Annotated in this window: 18 protein-coding genes and 3 tRNA genes; 4 read left to right on the top strand and 17 right to left on the bottom strand. The window is 32.7% G+C overall.

Annotation, left to right across the window (positions count from 1 at the left end; genetic code table 11):
- Positions 1 to 11: 11 nt before the first annotated feature.
- The 5 genes from ACY2U7_RS00200 to ACY2U7_RS00180 all read right to left on the bottom strand — a co-directional run bounded on the left by ACY2U7_RS00200 (position 12) and on the right by ACY2U7_RS00180 (position 7,774).
- A complete protein-coding gene (locus ACY2U7_RS00200; protein ID WP_461812253.1) occupies positions 12 to 551 on the bottom strand; it encodes a YARHG domain-containing protein in 540 nt (179 codons plus the stop codon).
- A gap of 41 nt (positions 552 to 592) precedes the next feature.
- A complete protein-coding gene (locus ACY2U7_RS00195) occupies positions 593 to 1,423 on the bottom strand; it encodes a hypothetical protein (protein WP_461815630.1) in 831 nt (276 codons plus the stop codon).
- Between the two features lie 169 nt (positions 1,424 to 1,592).
- Positions 1,593 to 3,626 (bottom strand): molecular chaperone HtpG, encoded by a 2,034-nt coding sequence (htpG, locus tag ACY2U7_RS00190; protein WP_461815629.1) that lies wholly within the window; start codon positions 3,624 to 3,626, stop codon positions 1,593 to 1,595.
- A 137-nt stretch (positions 3,627 to 3,763) separates the two neighbouring features.
- A complete protein-coding gene (locus ACY2U7_RS00185; protein WP_461812250.1) occupies positions 3,764 to 7,063 on the bottom strand; it encodes an FtsX-like permease family protein in 3,300 nt (1,099 codons plus the stop codon).
- A 6-nt stretch (positions 7,064 to 7,069) separates the two neighbouring features.
- Positions 7,070 to 7,774, bottom strand: a complete 705-nt coding sequence (locus tag ACY2U7_RS00180) for an ABC transporter ATP-binding protein (protein WP_461812249.1) — start codon at positions 7,772 to 7,774, stop codon at positions 7,070 to 7,072.
- Positions 7,775 to 7,895: 121 nt separating this feature from the next.
- On the opposite strand from ACY2U7_RS00180, the gene ACY2U7_RS00175 reads away from it, so the two are divergent.
- Positions 7,896 to 8,324 carry a GNAT family N-acetyltransferase gene (locus ACY2U7_RS00175; protein WP_461812248.1) on the top strand — a complete coding sequence of 143 codons (429 nt, stop codon included), beginning with the start codon at positions 7,896 to 7,898 and terminating at the stop codon, positions 8,322 to 8,324.
- Between the two features lie 143 nt (positions 8,325 to 8,467).
- Here the strand turns inward: ACY2U7_RS00175 and ACY2U7_RS00170 are convergent.
- From ACY2U7_RS00170 to ACY2U7_RS00155, 4 genes are all read right to left on the bottom strand, one after another.
- Positions 8,468 to 8,541 (bottom strand) — tRNA-Pro (locus tag ACY2U7_RS00170).
- An 11-nt stretch (positions 8,542 to 8,552) separates the two neighbouring features.
- Positions 8,553 to 8,623, bottom strand: a tRNA-Gln gene (locus tag ACY2U7_RS00165).
- Positions 8,624 to 8,655: 32 nt separating this feature from the next.
- Positions 8,656 to 8,726, bottom strand: a tRNA-Gln gene (locus ACY2U7_RS00160).
- An 88-nt stretch (positions 8,727 to 8,814) separates the two neighbouring features.
- A complete protein-coding gene (locus tag ACY2U7_RS00155) occupies positions 8,815 to 9,420 on the bottom strand; it encodes a YitT family protein (RefSeq protein ID WP_461812247.1) in 606 nt (201 codons plus the stop codon).
- Positions 9,421 to 9,495: 75 nt separating this feature from the next.
- On the opposite strand from ACY2U7_RS00155, the gene ACY2U7_RS00150 reads away from it, so the two are divergent.
- Positions 9,496 to 10,293, top strand: a complete 798-nt coding sequence (locus ACY2U7_RS00150; protein ID WP_461815628.1) for a MerR family transcriptional regulator — start codon at positions 9,496 to 9,498, stop codon at positions 10,291 to 10,293.
- Here ACY2U7_RS00150 and ACY2U7_RS00145 read toward each other — a convergent pair.
- The 5 genes from ACY2U7_RS00145 to ACY2U7_RS00125 all read right to left on the bottom strand — a co-directional run bounded on the left by ACY2U7_RS00145 (position 10,282) and on the right by ACY2U7_RS00125 (position 19,165).
- Positions 10,282 to 11,502 (bottom strand): LL-diaminopimelate aminotransferase, encoded by a 1,221-nt coding sequence (locus tag ACY2U7_RS00145; RefSeq protein ID WP_461815627.1) that lies wholly within the window; start codon positions 11,500 to 11,502, stop codon positions 10,282 to 10,284. The genes ACY2U7_RS00150 and ACY2U7_RS00145 overlap by 12 nt on opposite strands.
- Entirely contained in the window at positions 11,490 to 12,263 is a 774-nt protein-coding gene (dapF, locus tag ACY2U7_RS00140) for a diaminopimelate epimerase (RefSeq protein ID WP_461815626.1), read from the bottom strand. Before dapF ends, ACY2U7_RS00145 begins: the two co-directional genes overlap by 13 nt.
- Before the next feature lie 95 nt (positions 12,264 to 12,358).
- Positions 12,359 to 13,354, bottom strand: a complete 996-nt coding sequence (locus tag ACY2U7_RS00135) for an aldo/keto reductase (protein WP_461812243.1) — start codon at positions 13,352 to 13,354, stop codon at positions 12,359 to 12,361.
- Between the two features lie 104 nt (positions 13,355 to 13,458).
- On the bottom strand, positions 13,459 to 14,259 hold the full coding sequence (gene proC / locus ACY2U7_RS00130; RefSeq protein ID WP_461812242.1) for a pyrroline-5-carboxylate reductase: 801 nt from the start codon (positions 14,257 to 14,259) through the stop codon (positions 13,459 to 13,461).
- 139 nt (positions 14,260 to 14,398) lie between these two features.
- Positions 14,399 to 19,165 (bottom strand): alpha-N-acetylglucosaminidase TIM-barrel domain-containing protein, encoded by a 4,767-nt coding sequence (locus ACY2U7_RS00125; RefSeq protein WP_461815625.1) that lies wholly within the window; start codon positions 19,163 to 19,165, stop codon positions 14,399 to 14,401.
- A gap of 161 nt (positions 19,166 to 19,326) precedes the next feature.
- Here ACY2U7_RS00125 and ACY2U7_RS00120 point away from each other — a divergent pair, with 161 nt between their 5' ends.
- Positions 19,327 to 19,977 carry a GntR family transcriptional regulator gene (locus ACY2U7_RS00120; RefSeq protein WP_461812240.1) on the top strand — a complete coding sequence of 217 codons (651 nt, stop codon included), beginning with the start codon at positions 19,327 to 19,329 and terminating at the stop codon, positions 19,975 to 19,977.
- A gap of 55 nt (positions 19,978 to 20,032) precedes the next feature.
- On the opposite strand, the gene hypD is transcribed toward ACY2U7_RS00120, so the two are convergent.
- Both hypD and ACY2U7_RS00110 read right to left on the bottom strand, forming a co-directional pair.
- A complete protein-coding gene (gene hypD / locus ACY2U7_RS00115) occupies positions 20,033 to 22,405 on the bottom strand; it encodes a trans-4-hydroxy-L-proline dehydratase (protein ID WP_461812239.1) in 2,373 nt (790 codons plus the stop codon).
- A 3-nt stretch (positions 22,406 to 22,408) separates the two neighbouring features.
- Complete coding sequence (locus ACY2U7_RS00110) at positions 22,409 to 23,320, bottom strand: trans-4-hydroxy-L-proline dehydratase activase (RefSeq protein ID WP_461815624.1); 912 nt, start codon at positions 23,318 to 23,320, stop codon at positions 22,409 to 22,411.
- Between the two features lie 229 nt (positions 23,321 to 23,549).
- Between ACY2U7_RS00110 and ACY2U7_RS00105 the strand changes: the two genes are divergently transcribed.
- The gene (locus ACY2U7_RS00105) at positions 23,550 to 24,122 is read left to right on the top strand and encodes a cupin domain-containing protein (protein ID WP_461812237.1); all 573 of its coding nucleotides are present in this window, start codon (positions 23,550 to 23,552) and stop codon (positions 24,120 to 24,122) included.
- Positions 24,123 to 24,433: 311 nt separating this feature from the next.
- Here ACY2U7_RS00105 and ACY2U7_RS00100 read toward each other — a convergent pair.
- Positions 24,434 to 24,761 (bottom strand): pyroglutamyl-peptidase I family protein (locus ACY2U7_RS00100; RefSeq protein ID WP_461815623.1); only part of this gene is annotated, 328 nt, incomplete at its 5' end.

Genomic DNA, 24,761 nt, shown 5'->3' with positions numbered 1-24,761 from the left:
CATCTCACCCCCTATGACCATCCTTTAGATTTTGAATATGCCTGTAATTTTTCTAAATTACTTTTCTCTGTTTCTGAAAATTCTGCACTCACTTTATTCATATCAGCTTGTTTTGTCATATTTTTATACCAATCAAATTGATTAAAATGATTATTTTCTTCTTCTGTTGTAAATTGATATCCGTGACGAGCATATATTTCATTAATTGCTAATTTAATCGTTTCTTGATCTTTTACTTTTTCGTTTATTTGCTCATCTGTAAGCAAGTTTTTATCGCTTTCTGGAAAAACAAGTTCAGCCTTTGGCTCCACTGATGCTTTTCCTGTATGAATACTTTTTCCATCATATGTAATTTGTTTGTCTATTTTATACTCTTTTGTTTGATCTACTTCTTTGTATGTTACTGCATTTGGTTTGAAATTAGAGTCTAAATTTGGTTTAACCTTTTTCCCCTCTACTCTTCCAACGAAAAATGTGGCTACAAAAACTACAATCAATAGTAAATCCACAACAGCAAGTAAAATAGCAATTGGTTTTTTCTTTTCTTTCATCTACTATCTCCTATTTCAATTAAATTCTCAATAAATATGTCCTAAAATTTTAATAAACCACCTAATAATGTTCCCATAACACTTGTTAACATTTCTTTTCCAAAAAGGTATACCACAATATAAATAATAATCGCCATCACTACTTTTGCAATAAAATATGCATAGATTTTACGATCTTCATCTGCTTGTACAAGCACACGATAACCAGCAAATTCAACAACTGGTAAAATTATTTTGCCAAGTGCATATATAATACATCCAAAATTAAATGATACAAAGCACAAAACACCTGACACAAGAAAGATTAATGTTTCAAATAATGCTCTTGTTCCTACAACTGTATACATTGCACTTTGATCTGTCACACCATTTAACACACCTGAAAAAACCTTCAAAAGAAGAGCCTCTAAACAATCTGCTCCAAGTGTTAACAAAAGCACCATAATAATCACTGTTGCTTTTGGTATATCAATATACCCACCCAATGCTGAGTCCATTTTCACAAGCATGATAATAGTAAAAATAAGTGCTACCAATGCCTTCAAGCCTATAAACTCAAGTCCAGGTATACTTGATTTTCCATTCGCAATATTTTTTGTTTCTACAACTGGATTTTTTAACAAAGGAATGATTTTAGAAAATATATTTTTCGTTTCATTCACAACAATAGTGCTTTTTGCACTAATCCACTCTGCTTCCTTCGTTTTTTCCCCCGTTTGATTAATTGTCGGTTGGCCCCCATTCCAACTTTCCGCCTGTGATTCGGCATTATTTTCTACCTGTGATTCAGCATTACATTCCACCTGTTGTGTACAAGTGCAAACTTCTCCTTCTTCTAGTCTTTTTCCACATTTTGTACAAAATTTAGCCATACTTCTTCCTCCTCATAAGTATATTTTTCTCAATTATACTTTTTTCGACAATTAATGTCAATTCAATTTTTTTATTTTTCTTTTTTCTGAAAATTATTCAGAAAAACAAAGACGTTGAAACAATTCATACAAATCATTTCAACGTCTATAAGTTTAAATTTATATTCTATTATTTTGCTAATAACATCATGATTTCATTACTTCTGTTAATAAAAGCCGTCATTTCTTCTGGATTTAACGGTTTATTACTCAACATAGCTAAATCATATAATTGCTGACAGAACATTTGTGTATGCTCTCCTTCTTTGTTTTCCAATACATATTGAACCAATGGATGATTTGCATTCAACACAAGTGTTACATCTGTCCCAAACATAGATGGATCCATCCCATACATATTATACATCTTCATCATTTCCTGCATACGTCTAGATTCTTCTGACAACGTAACCATAGATGCCACATTTTCATGTTTTAATTTTTCTACTTTTACTTCCAACTTATCATTTGATAATGCTTTTCTAAACACTTCTGTTAATGTTGTTTTCTTCTCTTCCAATACTTTTGCATCTTCTTCAGAAACATCTTCTTTTAAACTTTCTGTTAAATCTGCATCAATTCTTTGGAATTTCACGTTTTGATTTCTTTGTTCCAATTGAGAAATAAATGCAGAATCAATGTTATGAGTAAGAAGCACAGCATCCATACCTTCTTTTTTGAACATATTGATATACTGACTTTGCTGTTGCTCATCTGTTACATAATAAATTGTTGTCTTCTCTTTTTCCTCAGCTTTTTCTTCTGTATTTTCTTCTGTTTTTTCTTCTTCTGGAACAAGATCTTTTAATGTCATATATGTATGTTCTAAGTTTTTAAATAAGATGTAATCGCTCATTTTATCACAGAATTTTTCATCTTTTAAACAGCCAAATTTAATAAATGGGCTAATATCATCCCAATATTTTTCATATGATTCTCGATCTGTTTTACACATGCCAGATAATTTATCAGCTACTTTTTTAGAAATATAATCTGCAATTTTATTTACAAATCCATCATTTTGCAATGCACTTCTTGATACATTTAATGGCAAGTCCGGACAATCAATTACACCTTTCAATAACATAAGGAACTCAGGAATAACTTCTTTAATATTATCCGCAATAAATACTTGATTATTATAAAGTTTAATTGTTCCTTCTATAGATTCATATTCTGTATTAATTTTAGGGAAATATAAAATTCCTTTCAAATTGAATGGATAGTCCATATTTAAATGAATCCAAAATAATGGCTCTTTATAATCCATAAATACTTTTCTATAAAAATCAATATATTCTTCTTTTGTACATTCATTAGGATGTTTGCTCCAAAGAGGTGTTGTATCACTTAAAGAAACTGGTCGCTTATTAATTTTCACTTTATCAACTGCTGGCGATACTTCTACCATTTCTTTTTCGCCATTTTCATTTTCTTTTTCTTCCATTTTAGCTTCTTCATGAATATGTTCAACAACTATATCATCCTCACGAAGTTCATCTTCTAGGATTGTTTCGTATTCTTGTTCTGCATTTTCTTTAGATAAGAAAATTTCAACTGGCATAAATGAACAATATTTTTCAATTACTTCTCTTACTCGATATTCATTAGAAAATGCAAGACTATCTTCATTTAAGAAAAGAGTGATTTCTGTTCCGACTGTATCCTTTGTTCCTTCTTCCAGATCATATTCTGTGCCACCGTCACAAGTCCAATGAACAGGTGAAGCTCCTTCTTTGTAAGAAAGTGTATCAATCTGTACTTCATCAGCAACCATAAATGCAGAATAAAAACCTAAACCAAAATGTCCTATCATATCATCTTCGGTTGTTTTATCTTTATATTTTTCAAGAAATTCTGTTGCACCTGAAAAAGCAATCTGCGTAATGTATTCTTCTACCTCATCTGCAGTCATACCGATACCAGTATCAATAAATTTCAATGTTTTTTCTTCAGGATTTACAATCACTTCTATTTTTGCTTTATAATCTTCTGGAATACTATATTCACCCATCACATCTAATTTTTTTAATTTCGTAATCGCATCACAACCATTAGAAATTAATTCACGTACAAAAATATCGTGATCTGAATACATCCATTTTTTTATAATCGGAAAAATATTTTCACTATTAATTGAAAGACTTCCGTGTTTTGCTCCCATTTATAACAACTCCTTTTTCTTTTATTACTTAATGAATATATTAATACCCTTATTTTTAAATGTCAATAGAAAATTAGCACTCATCATAAATGAGTGCTAATAAAATTATAAAGAATATAAATTTTTTGTAAATTATACTATTCTACACTTTTTAAAGATTCAACCATACTAATTTTTTTCAATTTATAATACATAATCCAGTTCACAAAAATCGAAAAACCAAATGTAAAAATAAGTGCAATCATATAACTTACGAAATGAATATCTCTTCCAAACATTACATCATCAATTTCTACTGTAACTATAACAAATCGATGAAGTAAATATCCCATACCACAGCCTGCAAAAGCCCCAATTAAAGTCAACAAAATATTTTCTCTATATACATATGCTGCAACTTCTCCATCATAAAAACCTAAAACTTTAATCGTTGCAAGTTCTCTCTTTCTTTCTGTAATATTGATATTATTCAAATTATACAAGACAACAAACGCAAGCATTCCTGCTGCCACAATCAAAACAACAATAACACTATTTAACGTCTTCAGCATATCCTCAATACGTGTACGAAGGCTATCTGTATATTGCATATTTATTACTGCTTTCGTTCCTAACATATCTTCTCCGATTTGTAACGTTGTCTTTTTATCCACGGTTTTCAACTTATAGAGTTCACTATTAAAAGAAGGCTTTTCATTATACAACTTTTCATACATTCCTTTTGTCAAATATAAATAATGCCCCATATAGTTTTCACAAATCGCTTTAATGATAACCTCTTTTTTCTCTCCTGATTCACCTTTTATAAAAATGCGATCTCCCACATCCACATTTAGTATTCTCGCCATTTTTTCAGTTAAAACCGCCCCGTCTTCGGTAAGCGCATACTGTTTATCTGTCTTTCTATCTTTCAACTGAACAAAATCAGCAAATTTCTTTTGATCCTCTGGGATATATAAATATACTTCTTTTTCTATATTTTCTTTTCCAATGCGAACATTTTTTATATGAATTTGTAACGAATCTTTAATTTCATTTTGATTCTTCTTATATCTTTCTAATGCTTGCTTTTCCTTTTCTGACGCATCTTCGTTCAGCAGCGCTTGTAAATGATACTGCTGTATTTCATCGTATTGGCGAACACTCACACTAAAAATAGAATCTTTTAAACCATAGCCAACCAAAATAAGTGCCATACAACCACCAATTCCAAATACAGTCATAAAAAATCGCTTTTTATAACGAACTAAATTCCGAATTGTTGATTTCCATATAAAACTAAATTTTTTCCATATAAATGGAATCCTCTCTAAAAATACTCTTTTTCCTTGTTTTGGCGATGGCGGGCGCATAAGTACAGCCGGTTGTTCAGCCAATTCTTTATAGCAAGAAACGATTGTTGCAAACATTGTGCAAGTAACTGCTGCTACCGTTGCTATAACCGCATATTTTATATTATACGGAATAACTATATTTGGCATATGTGTATACATAATCTGGTAAGAAAACACAATTACATATGGATATAGTTTTTCCCCTATCAAAACTCCAATAACACTTCCACCTGCTGTGGCAAAAAGTGCATAATTTATATATTTTTTTGCAATCGCAAGACGATTGTATCCTAAAGCTTTCATTGTTCCAATCTGTGTTCTTTGTTCTTCTACCATACGTGTCATCGTAGTCAAACTAATTAAGGTTGCCACAAGGAAAAAAATAAGTGGGAATACTCTACCTATTGCTTTAATTCTTTCCGCATTTTCTCCATACCCTCTGTACTCAGGAAATACATCTCGATCATTTACATACCATTTCGGATTTTCAATATCTTTTATTTCTTTTTTCGCATCTTGAATTTTCTTCTCTCCATTAGAAATTTCTGTCTCCATTTTCTTTTTTGCTAAAAGATATTCTTTCTTCCCCTTGTCTAACTCTTTCTCATTTTTTGCAAAAATTTCTTCAGCTTGTTTTAGTTCTTTTTCTTTTGCGAACAATTCTGTTTTGCCATGCTGAAGTTGTTTCTCTCCAAAGGTAATTTGAGTACCAATTTCTTTTAACCTTTCTTCATTGCGCATAATTTCTTTTTTAGCTTGGTTAATAGAATTTCGTCCTAAAGAAAGTTTTGTTTCTATCTCCTTTAATTGTTGTTTCAAAGAGTTTAACTGTATCTCCATTTTCTTTATGGCACTTTCAAATATTTCTAACTGTTTTTCTAGTGCCTCTATTTGTTCTTTTTCTTCAGGAATAGATGGATTTAGACCTGCTATCTCTTTTTGCGTAGATATATATTGATTCTTTTGGGATACTAAACTCTTTTCTAATGTTTGTATAGTTCCTTGTAATGTTTTTGTTCCTTGACAAGCTTCGTTATATTGCTTTTGAAATTCTTTTTCCTTTTCTTCTAAAGTTTTTTTCCCTTGCTGCAACTGATTCATTCCTGTTTTATATTGTTTCTTTGCTCCTAAAAATTCCGTTTCCTTCTTCGAAATTGTTTTTTTTGCCGCAGCAATATTCTCCTTTCCTTCTCTAAGTTGTTTTTTCCCATTTATTAACTGTCTTTCTCCATCAGAAATCTTTTTTTGCACTGCATTTAGTTTTTCTATTGCTGTTTCTTTTTCTTTTTGCAATTCCTTTTCCGCTTTTGAAACTTTATCTTGTGCTTCCGTTATAATCTCTTTTTTTCTTTGTTGACACTGCAGAGTTTCTATTTCCTCCACCTTTTTCTTCACTTTCTTTACTTTCGAATCATACTCCTTCGTAAAAGCAATTTCTTCTCTCGCCCCATCCACTTCAATTAAACATTCCGTATATACTTTTGTAGAAAATGTTTGTGGTAATACTACTATAAACCCACTAACTTCCCCTGTTCCAATCATACTACTTCCTCTTTCAAAAGAGATGTAACATGGGCTACTTCCAGTTCCAACTATCTTATAATTCGAATTTTTCAGTGTCTCATTTAAGTCTTTTCCCGTTCCCGACTCTAACTTTATGCTATCCCCTATCTTATACCCAGATTTTTTCATAAAATCTATATCCATAAAACATTCATTTTCTTTTTGGGGCATTCTTCCTTCTAACACATCCACTTGATTCAATGTAGACAAATTAGACATAATATGTACAACTTTTTCACTATCTTTCAAACGACAAATTGCATCTGTACTATATCCATACTCTACATTCTTCACTCCATCCACTTTTCGAATAGCTTCTATATCTTTTTTTGTTAATCCTAAAGTGCTTATTACTTTTATATCTGCCAAATGATGGGTATCAAAATATTCATCTGCAGAAAGCCTCATATCAGGCTCTGCCGCTCGTATCCCCGAAAAGAAAGAAACGCCTAAAACTACAATAAAAAAAATTGATAAAAAACGACCTAAACTTCGTTTTATTTCCATATAAAAATCTTTTCTTAACGCTTTTTTCTTCATCTATATCTACCACTCAATCTCTTCTATCGAAATCGGATTTTTATTTTCCTCTATACTAGAAACTTTTCCACTTTTAATATGGATCACTCTATCTGCCATTGGTGCTATTGCTGAATTATGCGTAATCAAAATAACTGTCATCCCTTTTTTTCTACACGTATCCTGCAATAAGGTTAATATGGATTTCCCCGTCATATAATCCAACGCACCCGTCGGTTCATCGCATAATAATAATTTGGGATTTTTTGCTAACGCTCTTGCAATAGACACTCTTTGCTGTTCTCCTCCTGATAATTGTGCCGGAAAATTATTAAGTCTTTCTCCTAATCCTACTTCTTTCAACACTTGTTCCGCATCAAGAGGCTCTTTACAAATTTGTGCTGCTAATTCCACATTTTCCAATGCAGTCAAATTGGGAACCAAATTATAAAATTGAAAAACAAATCCGATATCATTCCTTCTATACGCCGTCAGTTTCTTCTCACTATATTGAGCTATATCGTTTCCATCAACAGAAACAATTCCACTAGTTGCTATATCCATTCCTCCAAGAATATTTAAAACCGTTGTCTTCCCTGCTCCACTTGCTCCAACAATAACTGCAAATTCACCTCTCTTAATTTCAAAGTCGATTCCTGCCACAGCATGGATTTCCACTTCTCCCATTTTATATATCTTTTTCACACCTTTCAATTCCACAAACGCACTCATTGCCAAGCCTCCTTTTTTATCGAAAACTCTTGTTTCTTTTTTACTATCCTATTATAATAATACCATTGTCTTAACAGGCATAACAAGAAAATTTTCTATAATTTATAAAGGAGACATACCAATGAACAACTTACGAATTATTCCCGTAGTAAATGAAGAACTTGTCTATTCTTTATGTGCAGTATCAGAAGAACTTTTAGAAACTCCTTTTCTTCCAGAAACAATCTGCACAGATATTTCAAATGACTTTGAATATTTTCTATTATCTTATGATTACACGTTTGCCGGATTCTCAAAAATATTTACTTCTGACAACCGCTTACAAATTGATACTATCCATATTCATGAAGACTTTAGAAAAAAAGGGGTTTTCTCTTCTTTATTAAAAAATTACATTGAACTTTGTCATTTGAGAAATTTAAGTAAAATTGTTTTAACTTGTAGTAGAAATAATCAAAATGCAATAAATTGCTTTCTTCATTTAGGATTTAAAGAAACACATAAAGAAGTATCTGTATCTCCAACCATTCTTATGGAACTTTCCATTTAAAAAAGTCTAAAACAATCCTTTTATTTTGGGGTTGTTTTAGACTTTTAATCTGTAGCATTTTTCTTTTAACCAAAAATAAGTTCTCAGATAAAATAACACCCCTACTCTAGATATTATCTTATCCAAAAACTTATTTCCACCAGTCGAAGTGACGTGATTCGAACACGCGACCTCTACGTCCCGAACGTAGCGCTCTACCAAACTGAGCCACACTTCGAGAATAAAAAACTACGGAAAAGGGATTCGAACCCCTACAAACAGAGTCAGAGTCTGTTGTGCTACCATTACACCATTCCGCATTAAAAAAATATATATTCAATTGTCTATCAAACTACGGAAAAGGGATTCGAACCCCTACAAACAGAGTCAGAGTCTGTTGTGCTACCATTACACCATTCCGCATTATTTGTTGTGAAGTTATTGCACCACACAACAAATTATTATAGCAGGTTTTTTCAAAAAAGCAACTATTTTTTCATTTTTTTATTTTTTATCCTTCTTCAAATTCTAAAGTTTCACATTTTCCAAGCTGTTGTATGAAATCAATAATATAAGAAGAAATTGTTACCGTGATAATTGAAAACACAATCCTACGAAACGGAATATAACTCAAGGATAAAATCAATACAGTAAAGTCTGTAAACATATATGCTTTAGACAAACGACAATGTGTTACTTTTGAAATAGCAAGTGCTAACGCATCATCTCCGCCACTTGAGCCTCCCTGCTTTACAATAAGTCCAACTCCCACTCCAACAAAAATTCCTCCAAGAACTGCAGATACGAATGGATAAGCCGACAAATCTGGTAAGATTGGGGGAAACTGTTCCCATATTTTAAAGAAAAACGAAACACTTAAAGTAGAGACAATAGATATTTTTAAAAATCTTCCTCCCAAATATTTATAGGCAAACGCATAACAACTTATATCTAATATTGGAGTAAGAATAGATGGTTGAAAACCAAGCCAATGATGAATCAGAAGCATTGTACCAATAACCCCACCTTCTGTTACTCTTGTCTGTTGATGTATATTATAAATCCCAAATGAATAGATAATTGCACCAAGTATAATATACATAATTTTTTTCTTCATTTTACTTCCTCCTTTGCAATTTATGATAAACCTTAGTATAATACTAAGGTCAATATCTTTTTAAAGGAGAAAATCATGAAAAAATATTATCATATTGGTGAAATTTCCAAACTCTATCACATAGGTACCGATTCTTTACGTTATTATGAAACACTCGGTATCCTATCACCCACAAGAAGTGAAAAAGGATATCGACTTTATAGTTTAAATGACCTTTGGCGACTAAATGTCATTCGAGATTTGCGTAGTTTAGGCTTCTCTATGGAACAAATAAAGACTTATTTAAATAACAGAACCATTCAATCCACAAAACAATTACTTACAGATGAGTTATCTGTTATTACAGAAAAATTACAAACACTCACGAATTTAAAAGAAAATGTTGAAGAACGTCTACGAACTGTGCAGGAAGCAATTTTGCAACCCATAGGAGAAATTCGAAAAGTATATTACAATCGCAGATATTGTCATATTATTCATTCTTCATATAAAACAGATGAAGAAATGGATATGCTAATCAAACAACTCCTAAATAAAGACGAAGATCAACTATATATTATCGGCAACAATAGAATTGGTTCCTCTATTCCTATGGAAAGTATCGGACAGAATCTTTTTTGTGATTATAGTAATGTTTTTATAATAGATAAAAACGGAAAAGAATATATAGAAGAAGGCGATTACCTAACCATTTGTTACAAAGGCAAAAACAAACAAAATGAAATTTATATTCCAAAACTTTTTCAATATGCAAAAGAGCATAATCTCATTCCAACAGGTCCCATTCGAGAACTACTTTGGATTGACATTCACCAATCAAAAAATACAGATGAACATATTACAGAACTTCAAGTGCGTTGCCTACAAAGGTAACGCGCTTATTCTTTCCAAAGCTTTTTTTGTATCTTCTTCACTTCCAAACCCAGTCAATCTAAAATATCCTTCTCCCTCTGTTCCAAACCCACTCCCAGAAGTTCCAACTACATTTGCATTTTCCAAAAGATAGGTAAAAAAATCCCAAGATTTCATCTGATATGGTGTTTTCACCCAAATATATGGTGAATTTTCTCCTCCTGTAACCGTATACCCCAATGCCGATAACGTAGTCGAAATTTTTTTTGCGTTTCTCATATAATATTTGATTTGTTCTCCAATCTGCTCTTTCCCTTCTTTTGTATATGTTGCCTCTCCAGCTCTTTGCACGATATAAGATGTCCCATTATACTTTGTTTCTTGTCGCCTTTTCCAAAGCGAATGCAATGTCACCCCTTTCCTTCTAATCTCTTTTGGAATAACAGTCGCTCCAAGTCGCATCCCAGTAAATCCTGCTTTTTTTGAAAAACTTCGCACTTCAATCGCACACGTTTTCGCTCCCTCACACTCATAAATTGTATGTGGCACATCTTCCTCAGAAATATATCCTTCATAAGCGCTATCATAAAAGAGAATCGCCCCAACTTGATTTGCATAATCAACCCACTCTTGTAACTGTTCTTTTTTCATTACTGCTCCTGTAGGATTATTCGGAAAACAAAGATATATCATATCGGGAGCACGTTTAGGGATTTCCGGAAGAAAATCTGTTTCTTTTGTACAATCCATATAAATAATGTTTCTCCACCTATTGACTTTAGGATCATACCGACCTGCTCTTCCTGCCATAATATTAATATCTGTATAAACCGGATATACTGGATTACAAACTGCAATTCTATTTTCTACACTAAAAATTTCTTGCAAATTACTTATATCACTTTTTGCTCCATCCGATATAAAAATCTCATCTGCACTTATGTCACATCCCCTTTTTCTATAATCACTTTCCGCTATCACATTTCGTAAAAATTCATATCCTTGACTTCCGCCATACCCTTTAAATGTTTCTTTTCTGCCCATTTCTTCCACTGCATGTTTCATTGCATCAACAACCGCTGGAACTAGAGGCAATGTTACATCTCCTATACCTAATTGTATCAATTCTTTCTGTGGATATATTTTTTTGTATTTTTCTACTTCGTTTCTTATTTCTGCAAACAAATAATTATGAGGTAACAATAAATAATTTTCATTTATAGTAAACATATATCAATTTCCCCTTCAAATACCGTTTTCGCCTCTCCTGTCATAAAAACATGATCTTTTTTCTTTTCTATAAATAAATTTCCCCCTGGCATCTTTACATGCACACAGTTATCCACATTTTTTCTCATCATACAAGAAACTGCTGCTGCACAAGCTCCTGTTCCACACGCCATTGTTTCTCCACTTCCCTTTTCCTTGACACGCATATGTATTTCATTTCTACTAAGCACAGATACAACTTCTATATTAAATTGTGCATACGAATCACAATGTGCTAGATTTATTTCTTCTATACACTCTGCATAAACAACCAAATGTGCATTATCCAAAAATATATAATCTCCGCTATATTCTTTTTCCCCTATAATAATTTTTTTGTTTTTCTCTCCTTCTTTCACGCTTCCCATATCTGCCCTTATAATATTTTTATCTTTATTTTGAAATATTTTTGTTTCTATTATCCTATTATAAGTTTCTATATTAATTATATTATTATTTACGATTTTATTGTCATATACATACTTTGCGACACAACGAATTCCATTTCCACACAATTTTCCTTCTGTACCATCCGAATTATACATACGCATTTTCACATCTGCCTTTTCAGAAAAGTCAATAAAAATAACACCATCTCCGCCTATCCCAAAATGTCTATCACTTAATTTTCTTGCCAATTCAGAAGGCGATTTCACTTTTTCTTTCATTGCGTTAATATAGATGTAATCATTTCCTAATGCTTGCATTTTTGTAAATTTCATTTTTATTCTCCTCTACCTTTTATCATTAAACTATGTTTATAAGAATAAAAATATGTTTACATAAAAAGAGGAGTGTCGTACACTCCTCTTAGATACTATTTTCTAGAGATAAGATCAATTGCCTCTAACTCTTCTTTTGTAAACCTTGTGTTTTCTACTATTTTTGCATTTTCACGAATCTGCTCTGGAGAAGATGCTCCAATCAATACACTTGTCACCCCTCCATCACGAAGAATCCATGATAACGCCATCTGCGCCAATGTTTGTCCTCGTTCTTCTGCTATTTTATTTAATCCTTCAATTTGTTCAAGCCGTTCTTTCGTAATTGCGCTTTCTTTTAAAAACCTTCCATCTTTTCTTATTCTACTATTCTCTGGAATTCCATGCAAATATTTATCCGTCAGAAGCCCTTGCGCTAACGGACTAAAAGCAATTAATCCACAACCATTTTCTACCGCAAATGTTTTCAATCCATCTTCTTCAATCCACCGATCAAAAATAGAATATCTCACTTGATTAATAATAAATGGACATTTCAATTCTTTTAAAATTTCCATTGCCTTTTTCGTTGTTTTTGCATCATAATTAGAAATCCCCGCATACAATGCTTTTCCTTGTTTTACTGCCGTATCAAGAGCCATCATGCTCTCTTCAAGAGGTGTTGCCGGATCCATTCGATGATGATAAAAAATATCTACATAATCTAATTTCATTCTACGCAAACTATCATCTAAACTAGATAACATATATTTTCTGCTTCCCCAATTTCCATATGGCCCATTCCACATTTCATATCCAGCTTTCGTACTAATGATCACTTCATTTCTATACGGCTTTAATTCTCCATTAATAATTTTACCGAAATTTTCTTCTGCACTTCCATTTTTCGGTCCGTAATTATTAGCTAAATCAAAATGTGTAATACCTAAATCAAAAGCTGTTTCACACATATTTACCATATTTTCAAAAGAATCATTTGTCCCAAAATTATGCCACAATCCAAGAGAAACTGCTGGTAATTTCAAACCACTATTTCCACTGCGAAAATATTTCATTTGCTCATATCTTTGTTCATCTGCTATATAACTCATGTGTATACCTCCTTACTATTTCTTTATATTATACCCCATTTTGTTTTTGAAAGATACAAAAAACTTCTTCCACCACACTGTGATGAAAGAAGTTTTCTAATTTCTTACAATCCTCTTGCTATTTTCACGCAAGCTTTCATTGCCTCAATAACACTACTTCTAAATCCTTTTTCTTCTAATACACGAACTGCTTCGATTGTTGTTCCTCCTGGTGAACAAACCATATCCTTTAGCTCTCCTGGATGTTTTCCTGTTTCTAAAACCATTTTAGCACTTCCCATAACTGCTTGTGCTGCAAATTTATAAGCCTGTTGTCTTGCCATTCCATCAGCAACTGCTGCATCTGCCATCGCTTCAATAAACATAAATACATATGCTGGAGAACTTCCACTTACAGATACAACAACATCCATAAGTTTTTCACTCAATACTTCTGCTTTCCCAAATCCACTTAAAATATTACATACCATATCTAATTCTTCTTTGGTCACCAAATCATTATGACAAACCCCTGTAATTCCTTCTCCTACTAATGCAGGTGTATTTGGCATGGTACGAACAATTTTCACCGGATGTCCAAATGCTTCTGCAAGATATTCTAATGTTTTACCTGGTGCAATTGTGACAATAATCTGACTTTCTGTAATACAATCTTTGATTTCATCAATGACATCTGCATAAAACTGTGGTTTAACTGATAATACAACAACCTCTGCTTTTGTTGCCACTTCTTTATTATCTGTTGTTACATGAATTCCTAAATCCGCTCTTGTTTGTTCTAATCCTGGAACATACATATCTGAAGCAATCACTTCTTCAGCTGACAAAATACCATTTTTTAAAATTCCACCCATCATCGCTTTCGCCATATTTCCAGCACCGATAAATCCTAATTTCATTTCCATTCTCCTTTTCTTTATTGTATACATTTCTTTTATTTGTATACAATATAGCATTTTCTGTTTTTTCTGTCAAGATTCCTATGAAATTTCCTATAAGAAAATGGGAATAGAATTCTATCCTATTCCCATTTTCTTTCGTTTCTTATTTATTCATTCTACGAAATCTTTTTGTTTCTATGAAAACAATACATCCTCCAGCCATAATTGCTAATAACATAAATCCTAATCCATTTGTTGTATCACTTGTTTTAGGTACTTTATGACTTGGTTTTTGTTCTGGCTTTTGTGATGGTTTTTGTTGTGGTTTTACAGAATTTTCCGGTGTATCTGGTTTTACAACCGGTTTTTTCTCTAATCCATCAACTGCTTTACTTAATTCTGTAAGGAATGCTTTCATTTCTTTTTCACTTACATCACTTGGATTTTGAATTGCCTTTTCTACTTTTGCTTTAGCTGCTACATATACGTCCCAACTATCTTTTGTATAAGCGTTTTCTTCTTTTACATTTTTCACAAGGTTATCAAGTTCTTTTTGGCTTTCTTTTGCATCTGCACTCTTCACTAATTGCATTGCTGATGATAATTCTTCCACCATTGCATTGATTTCTGATTGTTCTGTCGCTTCTGCAATTACTTTTTCTGCTTTCTGAATTGCTTTTTCTAATGTTGCTACACTTGATGTTGTAAATCCTTTTGTTTCCAATGCTTTTGCTTCTTTTAATTTCTCACTTAACGCTTTTGTGTCTGGTTTTACAACAACTGCTTTTTCTTCTGTCAAACGCATTTCTGCTGCAGATGCGTAATTCTTACCATCATTTGAATAAGATTCCACTGCATACAATCTTACAAATTTTGCTTCTCGTTCGTTAAATGATGCTTTTTTCCAACCTGGAATTTGATCCCAATCTCCAGAAGCTACTTCTGTAAATTTTTCTCCATCCATACTCGTTTCAATTCTATATTTTGTAATAAAACCATTATTATAACTGCTACGAGTTTGTAAACGAATTCCATTCACTTTCTGTGCTTTTGGAAGTTCTAACTGCAACCATAAATTTTTTCGTTCTGTACCAGACCAAGCTGAGTGCCAGATTGTTGCTGAATTATTATCTAGTACATTGACTGCTGCCCCTTCTTCTCCTGGTACTTTTGATTGTTCACTTCCTGCTGTTGCTTTAATTCCTTCTACTTTTATATCCTTAGAATCATCTGCATTTGGATCTTTTACAGAAAAATCATTTAAAATCGTTTCTCCGATTTTATTTAAATTATTTAAGTTTTGTTTATTTGGAGTGTTGGAATATTTTGTATTCTCTCTCACCCATTTCCATTCCCATTCAAACCAATTGATTGTTTCTGCTTTTTTTCCGTCTAATTCATCATTTCTTGCCTGAATCCATTTTTGCCATCTTACTTTATAGAAATCTTTTAATAAACCTGACCATTGACGGTTCGAGTAATCTTTTAATCCTCCACCTTCTGCCTGATTTATAGATCCCCAAGTTGTTACCAATGCTTTCGCATTAAATTCATATAAGTCTTTTGTAAAATCATCTGCATTTTTTGCCAATGCTTTTGCCTGTTCTACCCATGTACCAAGTAAGTAATATTTACTTGTACTTGTTACTTTTTCCATATTATCAATAATATTTAAAAATGTATTTGCATATTTATTGAATTCTTCTTTATTTTTTGCCTTAAAAGCACTTGTCATTTTACGTTGATATTCTTGTGCACTATTTGACAATACCTGTTGTAATATTGTTGCCAAATCATACATATACCCATTACTGTTTTTCAATTGCTCATAATCTTTCAAAAGAAGATTTGCTGCTTTTTCTAATTTTTCTTTATCATAACTGATTATAGCATTTCCCCATGTAGATGCTGCTGAAATATCCAAAGCTGGACGAGCATTTACTACTGACTCAGGAGCTCCTTGTCCAAGCATATTTAAATCTGCTTTATAGACTGTATCTTTCATAATCAATAAAGATTCATATGCTGCTTGGCTTTCTTTTCCATAACGTCTCTTAGCATAGTTCTTTAACCAATTATCCAAATTAATTTCTTCAAGTTTTTGATTTGCATTATCTGTCCAAACTGTTTCAAACAAGAAATCATATAATAATGGATTATTAACACTTGCTTCTGGAGTAATTCCAATACCTTCCATATGTTTTGCGCGATTTAACGCTGCAGGTATATTTTTCGCTAAATTGTCTAAATGTCCATGAAGACCAAGACGTCCACCAAAGTTATTTAACATACAAAATACCCATGGTGTATCATGGAATTCTCCTCCACCTGGTTTCCCACCATATGCATTTGGATTTTCTTCATTCCAATGTGGTGTTTTTTCTGCATAAAGGTCTAAGACCAATGCATGCTTTTCTCTTCCCTCTAATCCTTTAAGTAAGGCTGTCGTTGGATTTCCTTGCCATGATTGAATAATCCAAATAGCATCTTTATCCGCTGCTAACATTGTATCTAATACTTTTTTAGCAATTACAGTTGGATTTAATCCTCCTGTATTTCCACCTTCGTGGAATGGATCTGTTGCATAATAGTGTGCACTTTCTCCATATACTTCTTTTTGTGCTTTATAGAACAGTTTTGCATATTTTTCAAAAGAAGCACTATCTGTTTTTAACATATCTGGTCGTCTAAAAGAACACCAAGTTCCTTGTTCAATCACTTCTGCTGAAGGATCTTTTTCACGAATATTTGTAGGTACCATTCCACTGTATCCTTGCAAAACTGGTTGCATTCCAAGTCTTCTCATGGATAAATGATTTTTTCTTGCTAATTCTGTTCTTTCTTCAAACCATGAATCATGGATAGGTCCACCAAATCCACTTAAGTTTGCCATATATGCCCATGCATAATATGCTGGACCTGCAATATAGTCTTTGATTTCTTCATGTGTATATCCTAAACTTCCAAGGAATCTACGCCATACTTCTTCCTGAGCAGTTGCATCTAAAACAACATTCACACCGTTTAATGCTAACCAATCAAGTTCATTACGCCATTCTTCTTCTCCCCAGAACGCCATAGAATAAGACAATGTACAATAATTATAAGAATATCTTGTTCCTACTTTTGTTTCCTTATGTACCTTTTTCCCTACAGGCACTATATTTTTAGGCATATCAGCCTGGTCTCCTACTTGGGAAATATTTACATTACAAAAATATTTCAAATAATGGTTTAATCCCATCGCAAGAGAAACACCATCATTTCCTGTAATCTGTACTTTTCCATTATTGTCACTTAATTCAAAATAATCATATCCTGTTTTATTTGGATTTTCTTGTAACTTCAAATCAAACCATGCTTTGTATTTCGCACCTAATCTTCTCTCGATAATTCCACGAACTTCTTCATAAGTTTGTTCTGGTGTTACTTTTTCTGTTCCTGCATAACTACTATCTTTAAAATCTTTTACAGCCACATTTGGAAGTGTCTGTACTTTAGTACCACTCTTCTTCCCTGTTGCACGAATTTCTTTAATTACAGCAGCTGTATTAGCAGAATTGTACTCCATATACACACGAATAATACGTGCTTCTTTTTTATTCGCTTGGTAAATTTCTCCTTTATCTGTACAACTTTCTGTAGAAGTCTTTTCTGCTAACTTATCAAAATCTCTTCCATTCATACTTGTATAGATAGAATATTGAGAATACCCTTTTTCTTGTGTAAATATTTCTACTGTATCTAAGTTATAATTTTCTTGCAAATCAATATCAACATATCCTGGATAATACTCTCCACTCCACATTGTATTTTTGCTTCCATCATTTACTTTTGAAGCATTTTTTTGATTTGAATTCGCATGTACTGGCTTTTTAAACGCAATACTTGCAGAATCATCAACCTTTTCCTCTGCTCCATATACACGGAATTCTGCCACAGCTGGCCATCCATTTCCCTGACTATTTTTTGTAGAGTGAATTACAATCTTAACATCAGAATATGCTGTTTCGTCAAATTTATATCCTTGTATAAACTTATCTGTACGATTCGCTTTTGCATGATCTACGATTTTTGTATATTCCTTTGCACCTTTTGCTTTTCCTAAAATACTATATGTGAATTCATATGTATATTGATCCGTAGCACCTACGTGTTCAAATGCAATCTCACAAGCATCCATCATTCGATCTTCTCCAAAAGAAAGTTGAATATACTTCTCCGAATCTTGTGCTGCATTGTGAAATTTATATAAGGTTTTATCATTATCATCTACAAGGCGATCTTTTCCTTCCGATGGATTCTCATTTCCATCTGTTGTAATCTGTGCCTGTGCTGCAATATTATTGTAGTCTGATAAATGTACTTCTTGCATTTCATACACTTCAATCTCATGAATAGATGGCCAAAAAAGTACTTCTCCACCATCATGTGCTACTGGCTGAGATAAAACGACTCTAATATCTGAAGCAGATGCTGTTTGTGCTAATTCAAATACGGCATCTACCGTCTCATTTGCTTTTCCTGTTGTTGTAACTACTGTCTCACCAATTGAAATCCAGTCAGATGTAATACCATTTTGTGCACGTTGTACCGTTACTTTTACTTTACGGTTTGCATAATCATTTCCTCCGACTTTTACAACCACTTTTTTTACATTTGTCCCATTTTCAGCTAACTTCATGTCTACAATAGCATCTTTATTAGTCGACCAACCATTTTGTTGCCATGAAGTCTTATCATTTCCGTCAACCATGTCTGTTGCAGAACCACTTCCCGTATTCTGTACGGTAATTTTTACGCCTTCTTTTCTTGCAACATTCACAAGTTCTTCTCTTGCCTCTGCACGTAATGGTACACTAAATAACGTACCAGACACAAGACAAAAAGAAAGCAATAAACTGCACACTCTTTTTGTTACCTTTTTCATTTGTTCTCCTCCATTAACTATTTTTATAGTTATTAAATAACTTTTTTATCATATCATATGTTGTTTTCAAATACAATTTTTTTCCCTAGCATTCTTCCCTTGTTTTTTTCTTTTTTATTATATAAAATGTATACATAAATAATTAAGAAAGAGGTGCCCACATGTCAACGCAAAATAAATCTCTTGCAGATAAGGCCTATCATACTATTAAACATAATATTTTAAATCTAACTTATCCTCCTGGAATGCCTCTTACTGAAGCAATTTTAACTGAAGAATTGGAAATGAGTCGCAATCCTGTGAGAACTGCTATCAAGATGTTACAAGCAGAAGGGTTAATTGTTTCTGATTACCACAAATCTATGACAGTAAAAGAAATCACCAATAAAGATATCGAGGAAATTTATCAATTAAGAGAAATTTTTGAAGGTTCTGCTTTTAAACTCATTTTTTCTTCTAACCGATTCGAAGAATATTCTTATCGCATTGAAGAAAAAGTTGTTCGAATGTGTGCCGTAGCAAATAATCCATATGAATGGGAAGTTGCCGATACGAAAATGCACTTGGAAATTGTTAGTATTTTTGACAATACAAGAATTAACAAGTTCTATGAAAGTAATCTTTTTGAACTTATTCGCATGGGCTTATATTCTCTTAAAAACGGTATGCAAATAGAAAAGACTAATGCAAACTTGAAGAAAATGGTGCAATACATACGCAACAATGACTATAAAAATGCCTATGCCATTTTAACTAACGATCACTTTATGACAGGAAAAGATAGCGCCTTAAGTGAGTATCAGCACGAATAAAATAAGAAGCACATTCCCCCCGAAATGTGCTTCTTATTTTTATATTATACAATATTTAGTTAAACGACTGTTCTGTTCTTTCAATAATTTCATCCTGTAATGCTTTACTTAAGTTACGGAAGTGATCACTATAACCTGCAACACGAACAATTAAATCTTTGTATTCATCTGGATGTTTTTGTGCTTCAATCAATGTTTCTTTATCAATAACATTAAATTGAATGTGATGTCCATCCATATTAAAGTATGCTCTTACTAAATCTGCCATATGTGTAAGACCTTCTTCACCTGCAACAACACTTGGTGTAAACTTCTGATTTAATAATGTACCACCTGTTCTTAAATGATCCATTTTTGCACAAGATTTAATTACTGCTGTCGGTCCATTTACGTCTGCACCTTTTTCAGGAGAAATTCCTTCTGAAACTGGTTTTTGAGCAAGGCGTCCGTTTGGACTTGCATTCATCACTTCTCCAAAATATACATGACAAGTTGTTGGCAACATATTTACTCTATATGTTCCCCCTTTCATGTTCGGTCTACCTGTAACTGTTTTCTGATAGAAATTAAACACATCTTTCATAATTCCATCTGCATAGTCATCATCATTTCCATATTTTGGTGTTTTGTTACGAACAAGATTTCCAATTCTTTCATAACCTTCAAAGTTATGTTCCATCGCTTCGATGAGTTCTTCCATTGTAAATTTCTTCTCATCAAATACATTGTATTTAATTGCTGCTAAAGAGTCTGTAATTGTTCCAATACCTACTCCTTGTAAATAGTTAGTATTGTACCTTGCTCCTCCAGCATTATAATCTTTTCCTTTTGAAATACAATCATTTGTAATAATAGAAAGGAATGGTGCTGGCATATATTCTGCATAGATTTTCTCAATAATATTGCTTCCTTCAATCTTAAGATCTACAAGATACTCAATTTGTTTCTTATACGCATCGTATAATTCTTCATACGATTTAAAATCTTTCGCATATCCAAGAGGAAGTCCGATTTGTTTCTTACTTACAATATCGTATCCATTATATAATGTTAATTCTAAAATCTTTGGAAGGTTGAAGTATCCTGTTAAGATATAAGCTTCATTTCCAAACGCACCAGTTTCTACACATCCACTTGTTCCACCGCGTCTAGCATCTTCGATTGTTTTTCCTGCATTCAACAATTCTTGAATAATTGCTTCTGTATTGTAGAACGCTGGCTGTCCCCATCCTTTTCTAGAAATTTCGCAAGCACGTTTTAAGAATTTTGTTGGTGTTTTTTTACTAATTTGTACATTTGAGCTTGGCTGTAACAATTTCATCTCATCCATACAATCCAAAATCAAGTAACTAACTTCATTAACACCATTTTCTCCATCAGGTGTAATACCACCTGTATTCAAGTTAGCAAAATCAGTATAAGTTCCACTTTCTTTTAACGTAACACCTACTTTTGGTGGAGCTGGCTGATTATTAAATTTCACCCATAAACATTCTAATAATTCTAACGCTTTTTCGTCATCTAAAATACCTTCTTCTGTATCTTTCTGGTAGAACGGATTTAAGTGTTGATCAAATCTTCCTGGACTATAAGCATCCCATGGATTTAATTCTGTTGTGACTCCAAGATGAACAAACCAATACATCTGAATTGCTTGCCAGAATGTCTGTGGAGCATGAGCTGGTACTACATCACAGTTTGCTGCAATTTGAAGCAATTCTGCTTTACGTGTTTCATCTGTTTCTTTTTCAGCAAGTTCTCTTGCGTATTGTGCATATCTTTCTCCTAAGATAATAATGGCATCACAACAAATTTCCATTGCATTTAACTGTGCCTTTTTATCTAACGCTTCCTTATCATTTAAGAAATCTAAATTATTTCTTTCTTTGATAATGTCATTTTTATAATCTAAAAATCCTTTTTTATAAATCTTTTCAGAACCTACTGTATGCCCTGGTCCACGTTGTTCCATAAACTCAGTGAAAATACCTGCTGCATAAGCATCTTTCCATTCTTGACTCATATTTGCCAAAATTTTATGGCGAACAGAACGCTTTTCCCAGAAAGGAATAATTTTTTCTTCTTGTAATTTCAAATCATCTTCTGTTACACGGAAATAAATCAAATCTCTTGCATTCATAATTTCCATGTCTTCTACTGTATGACAACACAACTCTGGAAATGATGGTGCTGCCTGCGGTCCATCTCCCTTTTCTCCTACGATTAACTCACCATCATTGATACATAATGTTTTATTCGCCATGAAATGTTTAAATGCCAACGCACGAAGTTCTGGTACAGATACGCTTCCTTCATACATCATATATGCATCTGTTTCTAAATCTGCTCTTTCCATATAAATATGTGGCTCTGTCTCCAAACTCTGTTTTCTTAACTTGCGGATTCTTTCGTTCATTCCTCTTTCCATCTTTTAACCTCCTATTTTGGTGTTCATAAAACCATTCTTTTGGAACATATCCTTTAACTCTTCCATTCTTTCTTTAGACGGAACAGTAAATTCCTGTCCTTTATATGTAACATCTAATCTTTGATACTTACTACTTGCAATATCGTGATATGGCAACAGATTTACCTGTGCCACTGAAATATTCCCTTTTAAATATGAAATAATCGATTGTATTTCTTCGTCACTGTCATTCACTCCACCAATAACTGGAATACGAATATAAATTCTCGCTCCATGATTACTTAAATATTTCAGATTAGTGAAAATCAATTCATTGCTCTGTCCCATATATTTTTTATGTTTTTCATCATCCATTAATTTGATATCATACAAAAATGTATCTACATATGGAAGGACAGTGGCAAAGTTTTTCTGTGGTGCAAATCCACATGTATCAATTGTGACATTATACCCTTTTCTCTTTAACTTTTTCAAAAGTTCTTCTATATATTCCATATCCTGTGCCATCACTTCTCCACCTGAAAGTGTTACCCCTCCGAAAGATTCCTCATAGAACATATAGTCTTTGTCAACTTCTTTCATCAATTCTGCAATTGTATACTGTTTACCTACAACTTCTCTTGCATTATTCACACAATAATCTATACAAGAACTACACGCTTTACATTTTGTTCTATCTGTACATTGTTTACAATTCTCTATGTGAATTGCTTTCTCTGGACAGACCTCCTCACAAGCATGACAGCCTGTACACTTCTCTGTATTAATCATAACCTCTGGCACAAAACTTTGACTTTCTGGATTATGACACCACCAACAATTCAGATAACAACCTTTAAAAAAAATAGTTGTCCTTATACCATCTCCATCATGCACAGAAAATTTTTGGATATTAATTACATTTGGTGTTCTCATACTGCCTCCGTTTTCATTATAATGAAATTTTTATCCGTTTTTTTCATTATAGCACATTGTTATTCTTTTGTCATGTTATTTTTTTATCAAAATAAAAAATATGCACTGTTCTATTATAATCAAACACATATAAATAGGAAGATTTTCCCTTGACATTAGAAAGAACTGGTAATATTATAATCCTTATCTTAAAATATAGTCAGAAGAAACGAGGTGAATAAGAAAAAGTATGGATACAAATGCAATTATTGGTCTTAGAATTAAAAATTTACGTACTGAAAAAAAATATACATTAAAATACTTAAGCGAACACACTGGACTTTCCATTGGATTTCTTTCTCAATTAGAGCGTGGAATGACTAGTATCGCTATCGATTCTTTGGATAAGATTTCAAAAGTTTTGGGCGTAGAACTATCTAGTTTTTTCACTACAGATATGAAACAAAACGATATTCATATCGTAAGACGCTATGAACAAAAATCAACTGTAATTAATCCCGAAATTATCGAATACCCTCTAACTAATCATGCAAAAGATTTGGATTTACTTCCAAGACTTGTGGAAGTTATGCCTGCTTTACAAGAAGATGGTGAATTAGAACTCTATTCTCATGACGGAGAAGAATTTATATATATATTAGAAGGAATTTTAACTTTGCAAATTGAAGATGACATTTATCATCTATATCCTGGCGATTCTGCACATATTCATTCTAATCTTTCTCACAATTGGAAAAACGATACAAATAGTATTACTCGATTTCTAACTGTACACACACCAAATCCTTTTCATCATGAATAATTCCCATTGTTATTTTTGAAAAAATATGTACAGTCTTTCTTTTACGTGCTATAATAATAAGTAATTAGAATTTGTATTTTAGAATCGGAGGCGTTTACAGTGGGACTTTTAGTTGGTATTATTGCAATTAGCATTATCGCTGCCATTGTCGCAGCAGTTGTTTCTGCATCAGCCGGTGCTTTAATCGGTGCTCAGGAAATTGATGATGACGAATAAGAATGGATTGAATAGATTGTTTCGGCAATCTATTTTTTTGTAACATAATAGGGCAGAAGTATAACACTTCTGCCCTATTATCTACTTAAACATCTTTAATCTGTAATTCCCATACTAATTTCCACATCATCTTTTGCTTCTACAATCGCTTCCACTGCACATTCTAACGCTTTAGCCATTGTTTCAAGAGACATTGTAGATGTTCCTATCGGTTTACCCACACCCTGCTGTGTAGAATATGGTACATGGATAAATCCTCCACGAATATTTGGATATTTCTTATTTAAAATGTAAAGCAAATCATACATGACATTATTACATACATATGTTCCAGCTGTATAGGAAACACTTGCCGGAATCCCATGATCATTGATATTTTTTACCATCGCCTTTACAGGTACCGTTGCAAAATATGCCGCATCT

It is taken from the genome of Faecalimonas sp., assembly GCA_029264305.1.
In the GTDB taxonomy this organism is placed as follows: Bacteria; Bacillota; Clostridia; order Lachnospirales; family Lachnospiraceae; genus Faecalimonas.
Note: the sequence above shows the minus strand (reverse complement) of the source record. Positions and strands in the feature narration are given on the sequence as shown.